We start from the raw sequence: 14,079 nt of genomic DNA on the forward strand, positions 1-14,079 counted from the left end.
AACAACCAAATAACTTATGATGCTGCAGTTACTGTAATGTTATCAATGTTCGGTCCCTCTGTGCCTGTTGTTACGATCCGGAGTGTATTCGTACCTGAATTCATAGGCACTTGAATTGTTTTTTCACCCCAAGTTGACCAGCTTCCTGTTTGAGTAAAGGGTTCATTACTGAGTACTTTTGTGCCATTAACATAAATATCTAGAGTCCGCGTACCACTTTCCAAAGCGTAACGAAACTTTACATTTTTGGTGCCTGTGATTGCGTTATTAATATCATTCCATTGAATTGCGGAGCCTGTATAAGCGTTGAAGTTAACATAACCAGAACCGGTGAAGCCCGGATAAGCTGTTTCAATGACTGCATCCGTAAGTGTTGTTCCTGTTTCGGCCTCATATGTGGTGCCAGTGCCTACATTGCCGCCACCGTTGCCACCAGTAATATTAGCAACAAATGTGGTTACACTCTGTGCTGGAAGTTGAGCTGTGAATGCGCCATTGGTAACGTTAATTGGTGCAAGACTTGCGAGATTACGACTGCTGTCTGTTACATATGAAGATACAGTGGATGCATTGCCATTTTGCAACACAAAGCGTTGGCTTTTTGCCGAAGTACTGCGGTTAATCGCTACGACGACGACCTTGTTATCTCCTTTGTAAGCAGACACGAAAGTGTTTGTATCCGGGTTTTTGGAAGCATCAACTCTGACATAGCCTGGGCGAACAAATTTGGAGAAATGAGCCATATTGTAACCACGCTTACTGATCGTACCGTCTTCTTTCATTGGTCCATAAGATCTACGGATATACCACCATACATAGGCTTGGAAATCGCCTTCCACCATTGCATTGTGCATGTGGTAGGAGATATCGAGCGATTCTGGCCAGCGGTCAGCGGAATTGTTATCACTGTTCGGATAATATACCTCAGTCATCCAGAGCTCTTTGCCGGCTCCTTTTTGTTTGAACAGAGGATAGGCAAAATTGCTGAACTGTGTTCCGTACAAATGTGCTCCCAGAATGTCCATGTTAGCAAGAGCTTGCGGATCATTCAGAATAGGGTCAGATATGTTTTTCAGGTATTGGAAGGATTCTGGAGCCATGACTTTGGTTCCTTGAATGCTGCCTGCATTTTCTTTCATGAAACGCAGAATCTCTTGCGGTGTCCACCAAGTCCATTCATGAGCATAATCCGGCTCGTTTTGAACGGAAATGGCATATAAGTTCACGCCGTTATTTTTCATATAAGTTACAAAATCATTCAGATGTTGCGCGTAAGCAGCGTATTTGTCATACCGTAATCGTTTTGCATTGGGATCACCGTTTCGATTAAACGTTTCAACCATGCTGCTTGGAGGATTCCAAGGGGATGCAAACACGATAGCTCCCTTTTCAATTGCACGTTTGGCTGTAGCCAATTCCCGAGACCAGTTATTCCGATCCGGGTCAACCCAGATGCGGAGCACGGAGAATCCCAGTTGGTTCTGATCATTCCCGAAAGCGGTTTCACGTTGTGCTGCAGTTAAGTCACCGATCCAAGCTGGATGGTTGATGCCGCCAAAGCCACGGATGACTTGTTTCTCTGATGCTAAGTTAATGTTAGCGTCACTTGCTGCGGATACGTTCGTTGGGGTTAACATCAATGGTAGTGCTGTTAAGCAGGCTAACATAATGTTGACTGATTTTTTAAATTTGAGATTTAACTTCAATGTGCTCACTCTCCTCGATATAATTGACTAGCGTAAGCTTGGACAAGAAATATAAATTCCTCGGTATAGCTTCGAAAAGGGTGGGCATCACTTCCTCTCAATATAGAGATGTTTAACGGAGAACTTGGACAAAAATCTTTGTTTTGTAAATTCTACTATATTATTCCTTTAAAAAATACCTGATATATTGCAGTTCTTTGTATTTTTTTATATTTTTATGACATCATTGCTATTTTCATAGGGAAATGGCAGTAGCAGATGCCCTTTTACAAGAGATCGAAAAGGGTCTGAGCAGGGTTTTCAACTGCTGATGCATCTGATGCTGGATCATCGGATTTGCATAATTGCTCCCGAGGCAGAGAGCAGTCAGTTGATTCGAATCGACTGTATGGAGCGTTTAGCTCAGGCATTTCATCGTGAATAAGAGATTGAAACCTCCAATCACAGGAAAATGGATCATTTTACTGAAACGTTAATGGTTCCAATACAGAATGCAAAGCTTGCTTTAATGCAGGCTTTTTTTGTGTTCCGATTGTCCTAGAATGAATTGGGAAAGGGGGATTACATATAAGTGCCCATGATATCAAACAATGAGAACAATACGTTAGAGGGGGTTGCAGGGGATGATGCGAAATAAAAGGAAACAGGGTGCACGGAGGTTTCAATTTTGGATCTGTTTGTATGTCTTAAGTGTAGTCATTGGATCAGGCGGAACTGAAGTCTCTGCCAAATCACCGGAGACAACTTCATCATCTGCTTCTCAGCTCAATCGATTGGCCATTATCATTGATGATGTCGGTAATGACATGAAGGGTACGAAGGAGATTCTGGATATGCCTGTGAAGCTGACTGTGGCCGTGATGCCCTTTTTGCAAACAACGAAACAAGATGCAATTGCTGCGCATGAAAAAGGGATGGATGTGATTGTGCACATGCCGATGGAACCCAAGAAGGGAAAGCCTGAGTGGCTCGGACCAGGGGCAATCACATCCAATCTGACGGATGAGCAGGTTCGTGAACGAGTGGAAAAGGCTATTGATGATGTTCCCTATGCCATTGGCATGAACAATCATATGGGTTCCAAGATCACTTCTGATAAACGTATCATGTCTATTGTGCTGGATGTATGTCTTGAGCGGGGTTTATTCTTCGTTGACAGCCGTACGAACTTTCGCTCCGTCGTTGGTGAGCTTGCCGTAGCCAAACATTTGCCCCCGGTGGGAAATGACATTTTTCTGGATGACCAAAATACGAAGGCTCACATTCGCAAACAGCTTGATCTGGCTGCGAAGCATGCGGTTGACAAGAAAAGCTGCGTCGTCATTGGACACGTGGGGCATACAGGCATGAACACCTCTGCCGTGATTCGGGATTCAGTCTCCCGCTTGCAAAACCAGGTTCAATTCGTAGGCATCGGAGAGATGGTACGAGATGTATGGCACTGGCAGGCCGCACCTACGCTACCGACAGATAATAAATAATACCTTCGGCAATCGACTGGGCTATCCGTTTTTGTTCTGCGGGATTACTAATTCTGGCCCGGTCGGCTGCATTGCTCAAAAAACCGGTCTCCACAATCACTGCCGGCTGTTTCACGTAGTTCAAGATGTAAAATGTCTTGCCCCATACGACGTCACGATGCGTTCCGCATAAGCGGTTCATGGCATCTTGAATCGATTGTGCCAGCAAATAGCTACGACCCTCTTTCTGATGAAGCACTACAGGGCCATGAGTAGCCGAACGCGGGCTCCAGTTGGCATGAATACTAACGACAATATCCGTGCTTACTTCTTCACTAAGACTTTTGCGCTGTGCGAGATCTCTAATATGACGTGAACGGGTATTCAACCAGCGGTTCTCATCACTGAGCGCGTAGTCCCCAAGACGGTTAATGATGACCGCGTAACCTTTGCTGCGAAGCAGCAGATAGATCTTTTGACTAATCGCTAAATTGATATCTTTCTCTAAGATACCTGCTTCGGTTGTGCCGCCGTCAATACCGCCATGCCCAACATCCAGCAGAATAATGGGTGCTGCAAAAGCATGATGGCTTGAGCGATAAGCATCCCCATCGGTAATTGGCATGCTGGATGGCTGATTGGCAACTGGATCATGGCGAATCAGCGTGGAAGCGAAGGAGAGGCCGGGAAGAGAATAAACACTGATCAGCAGGGCAGCAGAAACAGTCAACAGCAGCTTATACATGGAAAACACACTCCTTAACAAAATAGGTATCCGAGTTAAAAGTGAGACATGATGGATACCTTTGGCATTAGACTGTGCAATTCACATCATTTCATACGTTGCTTGCACAAAAAATGTTTAGTTCAATCACATCCTGCGCACAATAGAAATAACATTAATTCACGAATGTGCGGAAGAAAAGGGAGGCTGTATCATGGCTAAAAGTGATGAGCTTGTTAAATATATTACACAGCGTGTGGTGCATTATATCGACACTCCGAAGGATGAGCGGAAAGAACGGAGAGCACAGAGCAGAAGAAAAGAGCCGTGGTCGATGAAATGGTTTGGCATGATACCGTTTGCAGTATCTCTGTGGGTGGCAAAAAGAAAAAAAGATTCGGAGTGAACGGTTGTTTTAACACCTTTAATTCACTAAGAAGTGCTAGCATACCTAACGAGAATGACACAATACCTGCCGAAAAAAGATTTAGTTTTTCAACTGTAGTATTTGACATTCGCCATAACCAACTCAAAAGACGCAGTCCTTAAAAAGGAATGCGTCTTTTTATGATGTATCTGAGGTTTAAAAGGAGCTGCGAATGTTGAGAGCGTAAAAATGTCCGTCATTCAACAGTTTATTTATGGGAACAAACCGTTGTGTAGAGTTAAAACCCCCAAGTCCTACGTAAAGAACAACTTTTGCTGTTTCTTCCGTATGCCACATTTGGTACCCGCTTACCGGCAATGGGCCCCCGTAGAATAGATTGCGTTCTCCTGCTGAGAAGATGAGAGAATCGGTATGACCTGTTGTAGGAATGCGCTGAATCTGTTGCTGGACCTGAGAGAGCTGCAGCGGTTCTGATGTCAGCCAGGTCAGTTGTTGTGAAGGATCAAAAGCCGGCTGTACTTGAAGTGGACTAGTTATCCATGTTGTGACGGCAGGTATAACCTGTTTCTTTTCCAGTTCCGTCAGGTTGAAAGATTGCGTTTGCCTTTCAAAGTTGGCTTCGATCCGCTTTAAGACAGCATCAGGCAATAAATCTCCGTTGGATGCATCGATGTATAAGGCCGAATCATGTATACGTTCCACTTTCCAATATGCCAAAAGGGGAGAAGCATAACGACGTGTGAGCTTCCCGCCTGAGGCTTGTATTGTGCTCAAACTCAAATCATGTCGCTCTAGAGCTTGTCCCAGTAGCTCGTTATTATACAGATCTTGTTCACCCTGGCCATACTCGCTAAGGATGAGTTCTCCTTGTGAGGTTATGGATATAATCATATATCCAATAGGTTTATCCTGAAGACTGGCGTGCACAAACCAGCCATGGGTACCTGGCCCTAACGGATAATAATCAAACTTGGCTGCGAGCCATTCCGGATCAGATGTGCCAAGTGCATTGGCCTGTTGTTGTGCATATTGCTCTACAGCGGCCGGTGCCAAACTGCTGTTGGGTACAGCTGCATGAGTTGTCGGCCAGAACGGGAAAAGGGCGAAGCCAATGATCATACATAGGAAGACATATATAGGCTTCCCATAGCTTTCTCGTTCTGTCGTGGAACATTTTTTCAACATAAACACCTTCTTCCTGACTTTAATTATAGAGGAGAGACGATGCAAAGGGTGCTGCAACCTGTCGGTTTGCCAGTCATGAATAAACACTACTTTTGCCAGCATTTGCAGGAAAAGTAGTGTCTTCGTCTATCTTAAATGAAACATGCCGCTGCTGATGGCGGTGACTTTCACCTTGGGATCATACTGCCAGATCATCTCGGTTCGCCTTGTCTCATATTGCAATTTCATCGCTTCACGATCCATGACTGCCTGTTTGGCTTTTTCTTGTTCGGGTTCGTCCTGATCTGGCGCCTCTATAAAAGCTGGTTCGGCAGCCAGTTCTATGTCATCCGTTGTTGGCTCCAATAATAGGCCGCGAACCCGATTATGGACTGATGGAGCGGGGACGGCCAGAACCTCAGCTGACGTCTGGACATTTGAATCCTTTGATGAAAGCTTTGATTTAACACGAACGGTGTCTACTTCAGCCACCTCAGGCATATCTTCACGTAGCACAGCTTCATAGTAAGCATCTACCACATCAAGTTCGAGTTGCAGACGTTCCTTGGCTTTTTCCGCCCAGCTATAATCAAGTCTGCTTAAGTGTTGGGTGAGATGTGATTCGAGTGCGGCTCCTGCATCAGCGAGCGAAATTTTGGGTGCTTGGGCGTGCATATTTTCCGCCAGTCTTGGACTAAGGTCCCGCCGACTCAACTTACTGCCAAACTTCTCGATAATTTCACCCGAACGTAATGAAATACCAAGGAAGTGTAATTCCTCCCGTTTCAGATCACAGGCAAACTCTACTTTAAAACAAACCCCGAGCCAAGGTTCATACACGGCCGGAACTGCGGCTCTTATCTGGCGTTTTGCGGCCTGTTCAAACAAGTTAACAAAGGCACCACCTTCACGAGCTGCCTCAAAAATCTGTTGCAGTCTGCGACTTCCATATACGATATCTTCCCGAAGGATGCGCCCAGGGCCCAGCTGCGGCATCGAAGGTGTAATGCCAAAGTAACGTCCGAGAATCGTATCTTTGGGCGTGTCAGGGGTTGCTTCAGGAGACACTTCAGCAGGCTGGGCAGCTTTAGTCCTTGCTTCTGCGGCTTCCAACATTTGCTGATAAGCCTCCGGGTCAAAAACAAATGTAAATGACATTGTCTCTGGCTCCACGCCGACACGTTCGACAAATCCCCAGTAATATGGACGATTCGTTAGTGCCTTGTCAGCTTCAGGTGACAGTTTAACGGTTACATGGACAGGTGATCGTTCCATGATCTGACAATCCAGAGCTTCCAGATAGGTCAGGACGTAAGCCTGAATCTCATGCGGTGACATCGTCATGGATCAGTGGCCTCCTTTGTGAAGATCAAGTTTGGTGATTAAAGGCACCTCGTCAGCAACTTCGCGCTGAATTGTGTTCAGCGACTGTCCGAGGGTGTCCATTTTACGGCGAATATCTTCTTCGTTCTGCGATTCCAGCATAATTTTGTACAGACTCTTTTCGATCGATTCCTTTTTTTCCAGCCGTTCAAGAATGACATCCAGTCCACCGATGACCATCTCGAACATATTAATTTTTTCATGCAACAGATTCAGGATATGTTCCTCAATCGTACCTTTGGTAGACAAGTTGAAAATGTTAACGTCATTCTGCTGACCGAGTCGGTGTACCCTACCAATCCTCTGTTCTACCCGCATCGGGTTCCATGGCAAATCAAAGTTGATCATGTGGTGACAGAATTGCAGGTTGATGCCCTCACCGCCAGCTTCCGTTGCAATCATTGCTTGTACACGCCCGCGGAAGAGATCCATCATCCAGTCTTTTTTGCCGCGGTTCATCCCGCCACGATAGGGGACAGCCGTCAGGCCGTTGTTACGAAAATAATTCAGCAGATATTCCTGCGTCGCTCGGTATTCCGTGAAAATAATGACTTTTTCATTCATATCTCGTATCAATTCCATCGTTTTTTCGGCTTTTGTATTTTCTTTAATTGCCTTGATATGAGCCACCAGTTCCCAGATTTTATCCCGCAGTGGGGAATCCAGTGGCAACTTTTTCGACAGATTCACGAGTGTCACAAACACGGCGTCCCGACTGCTACAGACTTCCCGTTGCAACGTGACGAGCGAAAGCATGCTGCTAAGGTTACCGCCTGCTTCCTGGTATTGATCTTTGACAAACGAGGTTACCCCGTCATATAGCGCTTGCTCTTCAGGGGAAAGTTGCAGATCCACGTTAGAGACGTTGCGCTTCGTAAATTGCACGGGGCCTTCGCCACGCCTGTTACGGATCATGACTTTGGATAGCTCGTCTTTGAGTTGTGCCTGATTTTTGGGAACACGTTTATCCACAACAAAGTTGGCTGCGAAATCACCTTGACGACCCAGTTGACCGGGCTTCAGCAGGTTAATGAGATTGAAGAGCTCACTCATGTCGTTCTGCACAGGTGTAGCAGTGAGTAGCAGGCAGTATTTTTTGCGTAATTGCAGCATGAATTGATAATTGGTTGTTTTTTTATTTTTGAGTTTATGTGCTTCATCAATGATGATCATGTCATAGTCCATACTTAGTAACATATCTTTGTGCGGGTCTCTCTTGGCAGTGTCCATAGAAGCAACAACAACGTCATTTTGCCAGGAATAAACCTTTTTCTGTGCAACTGCTGGGATGCCAAATTTGGAATTGAGTTCACGTACCCATTGCAATACCAGAGAAGCGGGGACAAGAATTAACACTTTCGATACCAGACCACGAACCATATATTCTTTCAAAATCAGGCCGGCTTCAATCGTTTTGCCCAGACCTACTTCGTCGGCGAGAATGGCTCGGCCTGACATTTCGAATAATACTTTGCGCGCCGTATCCATCTGGTGAGGAAGCGGGGTCAGATCCTGTAAATGTTTCAGACACTGGATTTCGTCAAAATTTGGAATGAGATTGGTTTCTTCCGCCTGAATACCCAGTTGAAAGAGTCGGTAATCTCCCCAAGGCCCGCCTTTGTCCAAACGAGATTCAAGCTGATCCAACCAGCTGTGATCAAACTCAAGCGGTACAGGTAATTCAGATACAGATTGATTCAGATGATGCGGATGTTTCCGGTTCATGATGCGACCTCTCCGTTCTTGTGTAAATAAATCATTCAAAATAAAGACGACGTGTTATTCGTAGGTAATAGTATGGACGAAGGAAGGCAAGTTCATAACCTGTTTCAAAGAATCTATGAACTAAATCACATATAAAATCAATATATAGTGTAATAATTTGGTTATAAATCACTACATGTAGTATTTGGGCATAATTTATTCTTAAGAACAGCATTTTATATTGAAATGAACGGTTTATTCGGGGAGGTTGATTGCAGAGATGGCATCCAACAATACAGAAACGAACCAAGAAGTGAAGCATCATGAGAACAAACAGAAGCTGGAAGGGCTCAGCGAGAAAATATTTCTGGACCGCTACGCATGGAAGGACGCCGATTCAAAACATGCAAAAATCGGAGATGTTGTACTTGTATTAACGAAAGATGATCCCAAGTTTCCAGTGAAGGAAGTTGGAGAGATTATAGAGCGGCAGGGACGACAGATTAAAGTGCGGACACGTAGCGATATCATCATAGAGACTGATGTGGAGAAGTTGACACTTACGATAGAGAAAACACCGGAAGAGATGTGGGATCGTCTTGCCCGAGCGATGGCATCTGTTGAATCGACAGCTGAACAACAGGCGGTTTGGGAGAAGAAATTTCGCTTGGTGCTGGATGACTGGAAACTGGTTCCCGGGGGACGTATTGCCGCTGGCGCAGGGGCCAGTGATGAGTTGACGCTGTTTAACTGTTATGTCATTCCTTCTCCGCAAGACAGCCGAGGCGGCATTATGAAGACGCTGACTGAAATGACCGAAATTATGGCTCGTGGCGGTGGCGTAGGTATTAATCTGTCTTCCCTTCGTCCGCGGCGGGCTGTGGTGAAAGGTGTGAACGGCTCGTCCAGCGGATCGGTATCCTGGGGCGGTTTGTTCAGTTATACGACGGGGCTTATTGAACAAGGCGGTAGCCGACGTGGCGCGCTGATGCTAATGATGAACGATTGGCACCCGGACGTGCTGGATTTTATTACGGTTAAACAAACGATGGGGCAAGTGACCAATGCCAATCTGTCTGTCTGCGTAAGCAATGCGTTCATGGAGGCTGTGAAGCAGGACGGTGATTGGGAGCTTGTTTTTCCCGATACGAGTGACCCGGACTATGATTCGCAGTGGGATGGGGATCTGACCAAATGGAAAGATGCAGGCCATAACGTTATTCCATACCGGACAGTGAAGGCACGGGAAATATGGCATACGATTATTGAATCCGCCTGGAAATCAGCCGAACCCGGTGTTGTATTTATGGAGTATTACAACCAGATGTCGAACAGCTGGTATTTTAATCCGATCATTTGTACTAATCCTTGTGGGGAACAGGGCCTTCCAGGCTGGGGAGTATGTAATTTGTCGGCGATCAATTTGTCCAAATTTTATGATGAAACAAACCACGATGTGGCGTGGGAAGAGCTGGCGGAAACGACGCGCATTTCGGCCAGATTCCTGGATAATGTGATTGACGCAACGCCGTATCATTTTGAAGAAAATCGATTAAATCAGCAGCGTGAACGCCGGGTGGGGCTAGGCACCATGGGACTTGCGGAGCTGATGATCAAACTTCGTATCCGTTATGGCAGTCTTGAATCGCTAGATTTTCTCGATAAACTGTATGGATTTATGGCAAAGGAAGCCTATCTGGCTTCAGCGGAGATTGCCGCAGAGAAAGGTGCGTTCCCGGCGTTTGAGGCAGAACCTTACTTGCAGAGCGGATTTATGAGACAGATGACGGAGGCGTACCCGGAGGTTGGAGAAGCGATTCGTGAAAAAGGAATTCGTAACGTGACGCTGATTACTCAGGCGCCTACGGGAAGTACCGGAACGATGGTGGGCACATCGACTGGCATTGAGCCGTATTTTGCTTTTAAGTATTTTCGCCAGAGCCGTTTGGGGTATGATGAACAGTTTGTGCCGATTGCCGAGGAGTGGCTGGAGCAACATCCTGGTGAATCTCTCCCGGAATATTTTGTGACGGCGATGGATCTTTCGGCCGAAAATCATATTCGCGTGCAAGCTGCCATTCAGAAGTGGGTGGACAGTTCGATCTCGAAAACGGCAAACTGTCCGGCTGATTTTACGGTGCAGGATACGGCAGAGCTGTATGAGCTAGCCTTTGATCTGGGTTGTAAAGGGATAACGATCTATCGGGACGGCAGTAGAGATGTTCAAGTACTTTCTACTTCGAAGAAAGAAGACACCTCAGCTATTGAGGAGCAGAATGCGGATAAAGAGGAATTCAACAGCCTGGCAGCTGAGTCCGTTTCGGTAGCAAGTTCGGCGTATACAGAGCGGGAGACCAGCTTGCCAGCCCTAAAACAGATCACAGATGTAGTGGATAAGCAGTATAAACGCCGCCCACAAGTATTGCGTGGTGCAACGTATAAGATGCATACGCCGTTCGGCATGGCCTATATTACGATTAATGATTTGGATGGAACGCCTGGCGAAATTTTCCTCAACGTAGGCAAGGCAGGTTCGGATGTTTTTGCCATGGCTGAAGCACTGGGAAGAGTATGCTCACTATTCCTTCGTTATGGCGATCATGGTCATAAGGTGGAGCTGCTTATCAAACATTTGAAAGGCATCGGAGGTTCAGGTGCCATTGGGTTTGGAGCTAACCGTGTGGAATCCATAGCTGATGCCGTCGCGAAAGCGCTGGAAAGCCATGTTCAGATGAATGAGCACGAATATAAGGATGAAGCGATCGAAGCGCAGAGTGAAAAGAAAACCGAGGACATTCCAGTGAAGAAGTCGAACAGTGCTAATAGTCCGAACAGCACTAACAATACCAACAATATAAAGGGAGATCTGCTTAACATGCAGAAACCTACCCCTAATATCAACAACGCGGGAGGTGAGGGACATAAGACTTTCATGCAATCTATCGACTTATGTCCTTCATGCGGCTCGGCGTCGCTGATCAATGTGGAAGGCTGCAAAACATGCAGCAACTGCGGATACAGTAAGTGTAATTAAACCGTTCCAGAACAAATCCGAAACAAAGTATTGCGCTAATGCACCTGAACAGGGACCTGCAACTTTAAAAGTTTTACAGACGAAGTGCTGACTTACTGGCACTTCGTTTTTTCTGTGCATCAAATCTACATTTTTCTGAAATATTTAATCATTAGAAATCCCTTTACTCTTAAATATGTTAAAATAAGGACGTCATGCTTACAAATCTAGACAAATGAGGAATACGTTCCGTTCAAGTTCATGTTCGTCAACAGGTTCTGGACGAATGAAGGAGGTAGCATCTATCATGAATCAACATTGGAAAAAGTACTTGTTTTTGTTTGCTATAATCGTACCAATCTCCGTAGTTACCATTTTTACGCTCCCATATCACCATCGATATATTGCAGTAGCTATATTTCCACCTCTATTCTGGGTGCTCTACTATTCATGGATTACATTAGAAAGAAAACGAGATCGTTAGTGAGGGATGGTGAGAAAGTAACAATGAAGGCACTGTTAACATTAAAAGAAGCTTCCAAGAAATATGGTAGGCGAGACATTTTAACAGATATTTCGCTTACGATTAGTCAAGGAGATTGTATTATTTTAAGAGGAAATAATGGATCCGGGAAAAGTACATTGCTCCGAATGGTGAGTGGATTAATCCCCTTAAGTTCGGGACAAAGGTTACTTAATCATACAAATCTAGTGATTGGATATACGCCTGATCGATTATCTAAACTAAGGATGACTTCAACGGAGTATTTGACACACATGGGGAGAATATCGGGTATGACTGGTAAAGAACTGAAAGACCGCATCAGGGAGTTGCATGATTTTTTTCGTCTTGAACAAAGTGATCATTTGAAGATGAGTCATTTCTCGAAAGGTATGCTGCAAAAAACAAATGTAATGCAAGCTATGATGAAAAGGCCAGACCTCCTAGTATTAGATGAGCCTTTCTCAGGATTGGATGAAGAATCAACAGGGCATTTGCTACATTCTCTGAAAAAAATTAAGGATGAAGGTACAGCGATTTTGGCAGCCGTGCACGATCCATTATTAGCAAGTCAATTGGAAAGCAACACATACTGGATTCATCAAGGAAGACTAAGCAAGGAGAGTATAAATACGTCTTCCGAACTGAAGCTCGTATATTTTGAACTTGAAGGCAGCATAGAGGTGAGTGTTGTTAATCATCTTCTTGAACTTTTCCCCGATATTACATATAAAAGAAGCGAGAATGGTTATATGGTCATGACTTTTATGTATAAAGATTATAGCAGCTTTTTACCAAAATTTATAAATAAAGGCGGAGAGATTGTAAGCTTAACAAGAAAGGAGCTTGGCTCATGATCCCATTACTGTCATATTTACATACCTGTTTCATGCGTTCTTATCGTTATGGTCCAGCTGCTTTTGTATTTTTTATGGGGATTATTTTCGTATATAGTGTCGTTCCTAATCCAGTAATGGCTAGTTATGCCTTTTCAACAACATTTCTTTTTATTATTTCTGCTGGCCTTTGTTATACGTTGATTGATATGGAAACGACAAATCAGGAATCGGTGACGGTATCGCATAGTGGCAGTTTAATAAAACTTTATCTTGCGAAATTGTTGTATTGCTGGCTTTTTACCATTCCACTAGCTCTGTATGCCGTTTCTTTTCCAGCCATTTTTCAAAAGTTTGATCGAAATCCAAGTGTTGAAGAGTTAGGCATGGCCCTGATCTATCATTTGGTTTCATCTTGGCTGGGAGTTACTTTAGCCTGTTGGTTTAGTTCTAAGTTTATTCGTTCCCGCGTAATGTCCTTCTTGATGTTGAGTGTGCTTATTGTTATTACACTTTCTGTACAAGGTATAGAAAATGTGTTGCCAGACGGATTCAAATCAATGATTGTGCTGTTGCCTCCTCTAAATAGTACAATAAATGTGTTAGTTAATTATGACGCACAAACGCTACTCAAGAAGCTACTGGTGACCATTGCACCGATCGTATATGGTGCGATTACAACCGTTATATTTCTTTCCATGATTCATAGACGCAAGCTGGATTCAATGCATTGATATTTCCATCCATCCTACCTCTAGAGTCCTAGGAAGGAAGAAGCAATTATGAGCAAAACTTTCAATCCGCTCGGAGATAGGTTTATAATGGATAGTGGCTGCTGAGCAAGTCGGCAGCTTTTTTCTATTTGAAAGACTCAGGTAATTATGTCCAGTCGATGAAAAGCACTATATTAAACATTAATTATAGAGTATGATTTTACAGCTGGTTGTGCTGGTAGGAAAGGTTACACCAGCTTAATGAGTTTGTAATTATTCTTGAAAATTATAAAGCTGGTTTCAGGCGTATAATGCTAATCGTAATCGTGAACTCACGAAAAAATATAGTTTATATTCACATTTGATACAACTAAATCTATAGGCAATTCGTCTTCTTTATGTTGTAAATGAAAGATGGAAGGTGCAATACGTATGTTAATAACAACCAGAATGACCGAACGTTTCAGGATGCCCCGATCTCGATGG

At 44.4% G+C, this 14,079-nt stretch carries 11 protein-coding genes; 6 read left to right on the forward strand and 5 right to left on the reverse strand.

Annotated elements, in window-relative coordinates; translation table 11 throughout:
• Window positions 1–14 precede the first annotated feature (14 nt).
• Entirely contained in the window at window positions 15–1,637 is a 1,623-nt protein-coding gene (gene xynC, locus AC1VYS_RS10465) for a glucuronoarabinoxylan endo-1,4-beta-xylanase XynC (protein WP_482914179.1), read from the reverse strand.
• A gap of 692 nt (window positions 1,638–2,329) precedes the next feature.
• On the opposite strand from xynC, the gene AC1VYS_RS10470 reads away from it, so the two are divergent.
• Window positions 2,330–3,187 (forward strand): divergent polysaccharide deacetylase family protein, encoded by an 858-nt coding sequence (locus AC1VYS_RS10470; protein ID WP_482914180.1) that lies wholly within the window; start codon window positions 2,330–2,332, stop codon window positions 3,185–3,187.
• Here AC1VYS_RS10470 and AC1VYS_RS10475 read toward each other — a convergent pair.
• Window positions 3,162–3,911: an N-acetylmuramoyl-L-alanine amidase family protein gene (locus tag AC1VYS_RS10475; protein WP_482914181.1), complete on the reverse strand. Its 750-nt coding sequence runs from the start codon at window positions 3,909–3,911 to the stop codon at window positions 3,162–3,164. The genes AC1VYS_RS10470 and AC1VYS_RS10475 overlap by 26 nt on opposite strands.
• A gap of 193 nt (window positions 3,912–4,104) precedes the next feature.
• On the opposite strand from AC1VYS_RS10475, the gene AC1VYS_RS10480 reads away from it, so the two are divergent.
• Window positions 4,105–4,296: a YqzE family protein gene (locus tag AC1VYS_RS10480; RefSeq protein ID WP_441929723.1), complete on the forward strand. Its 192-nt coding sequence runs from the start codon at window positions 4,105–4,107 to the stop codon at window positions 4,294–4,296.
• 177 nt (window positions 4,297–4,473) lie between these two features.
• On the opposite strand, the gene AC1VYS_RS10485 is transcribed toward AC1VYS_RS10480, so the two are convergent.
• The 3 genes from AC1VYS_RS10485 to AC1VYS_RS10495 form a co-directional block, all read right to left on the reverse strand.
• Window positions 4,474–5,397 carry a hypothetical protein gene (locus tag AC1VYS_RS10485; RefSeq protein ID WP_482914182.1) on the reverse strand — a complete coding sequence of 308 codons (924 nt, stop codon included), beginning with the start codon at window positions 5,395–5,397 and terminating at the stop codon, window positions 4,474–4,476.
• A 192-nt stretch (window positions 5,398–5,589) separates the two neighbouring features.
• On the reverse strand, window positions 5,590–6,786 hold the full coding sequence (locus tag AC1VYS_RS10490; protein ID WP_482914183.1) for a YqhG family protein: 1,197 nt from the start codon (window positions 6,784–6,786) through the stop codon (window positions 5,590–5,592).
• 3 nt (window positions 6,787–6,789) lie between these two features.
• Window positions 6,790–8,550, reverse strand: coding sequence for a DEAD/DEAH box helicase (locus AC1VYS_RS10495; RefSeq protein ID WP_482914184.1), 1,761 nt, complete (start codon window positions 8,548–8,550; stop codon window positions 6,790–6,792).
• A 259-nt stretch (window positions 8,551–8,809) separates the two neighbouring features.
• Here AC1VYS_RS10495 and AC1VYS_RS10500 point away from each other — a divergent pair, with 259 nt between their 5' ends.
• The 4 genes from AC1VYS_RS10500 (at window position 8,810) to AC1VYS_RS10515 (ending at window position 13,614) form a co-directional block, all read left to right on the forward strand.
• On the forward strand, window positions 8,810–11,563 hold the full coding sequence (locus AC1VYS_RS10500; protein ID WP_482914185.1) for an adenosylcobalamin-dependent ribonucleoside-diphosphate reductase: 2,754 nt from the start codon (window positions 8,810–8,812) through the stop codon (window positions 11,561–11,563).
• A gap of 286 nt (window positions 11,564–11,849) precedes the next feature.
• Window positions 11,850–12,026, forward strand: a complete 177-nt coding sequence (locus AC1VYS_RS10505) for a hypothetical protein (RefSeq protein ID WP_482914186.1) — start codon at window positions 11,850–11,852, stop codon at window positions 12,024–12,026.
• Between the two features lie 23 nt (window positions 12,027–12,049).
• Complete coding sequence (locus AC1VYS_RS10510; protein ID WP_482914187.1) at window positions 12,050–12,901, forward strand: ATP-binding cassette domain-containing protein; 852 nt, start codon at window positions 12,050–12,052, stop codon at window positions 12,899–12,901.
• Complete coding sequence (locus AC1VYS_RS10515) at window positions 12,898–13,614, forward strand: hypothetical protein (protein ID WP_482914188.1); 717 nt, start codon at window positions 12,898–12,900, stop codon at window positions 13,612–13,614. Before AC1VYS_RS10510 ends, AC1VYS_RS10515 begins: the two co-directional genes overlap by 4 nt.
• The last annotated feature ends 465 nt before the right edge of the window (window positions 13,615–14,079 follow it).

The sequence above is a fragment of the Paenibacillus sp. G34 genome (genome assembly GCF_056856875.1).

What these genes read in the sequence shown, in the direction of transcription:
- xynC (WP_482914179.1), bottom strand. Translation starts at nt 1,637, where the DNA reads ATGTTAACCCCAACGAACGTATCCGCAGCAAGTGACGCTAACATTAAC.
- AC1VYS_RS10470 (WP_482914180.1), top strand. Translation starts at nt 2,330, where the DNA reads ATGATGCGAAATAAAAGGAAACAGGGTGCACGGAGGTTTCAATTTTGG.
- AC1VYS_RS10475 (WP_482914181.1), bottom strand. Translation starts at nt 3,911, where the DNA reads ATGTATAAGCTGCTGTTGACTGTTTCTGCTGCCCTGCTGATCAGTGTT.
- AC1VYS_RS10480 (WP_441929723.1), top strand. Translation starts at nt 4,105, where the DNA reads ATGGCTAAAAGTGATGAGCTTGTTAAATATATTACACAGCGTGTGGTG.
- AC1VYS_RS10485 (WP_482914182.1), bottom strand. Translation starts at nt 5,397, where the DNA reads ATGATCATTGGCTTCGCCCTTTTCCCGTTCTGGCCGACAACTCATGCA.
- AC1VYS_RS10490 (WP_482914183.1), bottom strand. Translation starts at nt 6,786, where the DNA reads ATGACGATGTCACCGCATGAGATTCAGGCTTACGTCCTGACCTATCTG.
- AC1VYS_RS10495 (WP_482914184.1), bottom strand. Translation starts at nt 8,550, where the DNA reads ATGAACCGGAAACATCCGCATCATCTGAATCAATCTGTATCTGAATTA.
- AC1VYS_RS10500 (WP_482914185.1), top strand. Translation starts at nt 8,810, where the DNA reads ATGGCATCCAACAATACAGAAACGAACCAAGAAGTGAAGCATCATGAG.
- AC1VYS_RS10505 (WP_482914186.1), top strand. Translation starts at nt 11,850, where the DNA reads ATGAATCAACATTGGAAAAAGTACTTGTTTTTGTTTGCTATAATCGTA.
- AC1VYS_RS10510 (WP_482914187.1), top strand. Translation starts at nt 12,050, where the DNA reads ATGAAGGCACTGTTAACATTAAAAGAAGCTTCCAAGAAATATGGTAGG.
- AC1VYS_RS10515 (WP_482914188.1), top strand. Translation starts at nt 12,898, where the DNA reads ATGATCCCATTACTGTCATATTTACATACCTGTTTCATGCGTTCTTAT.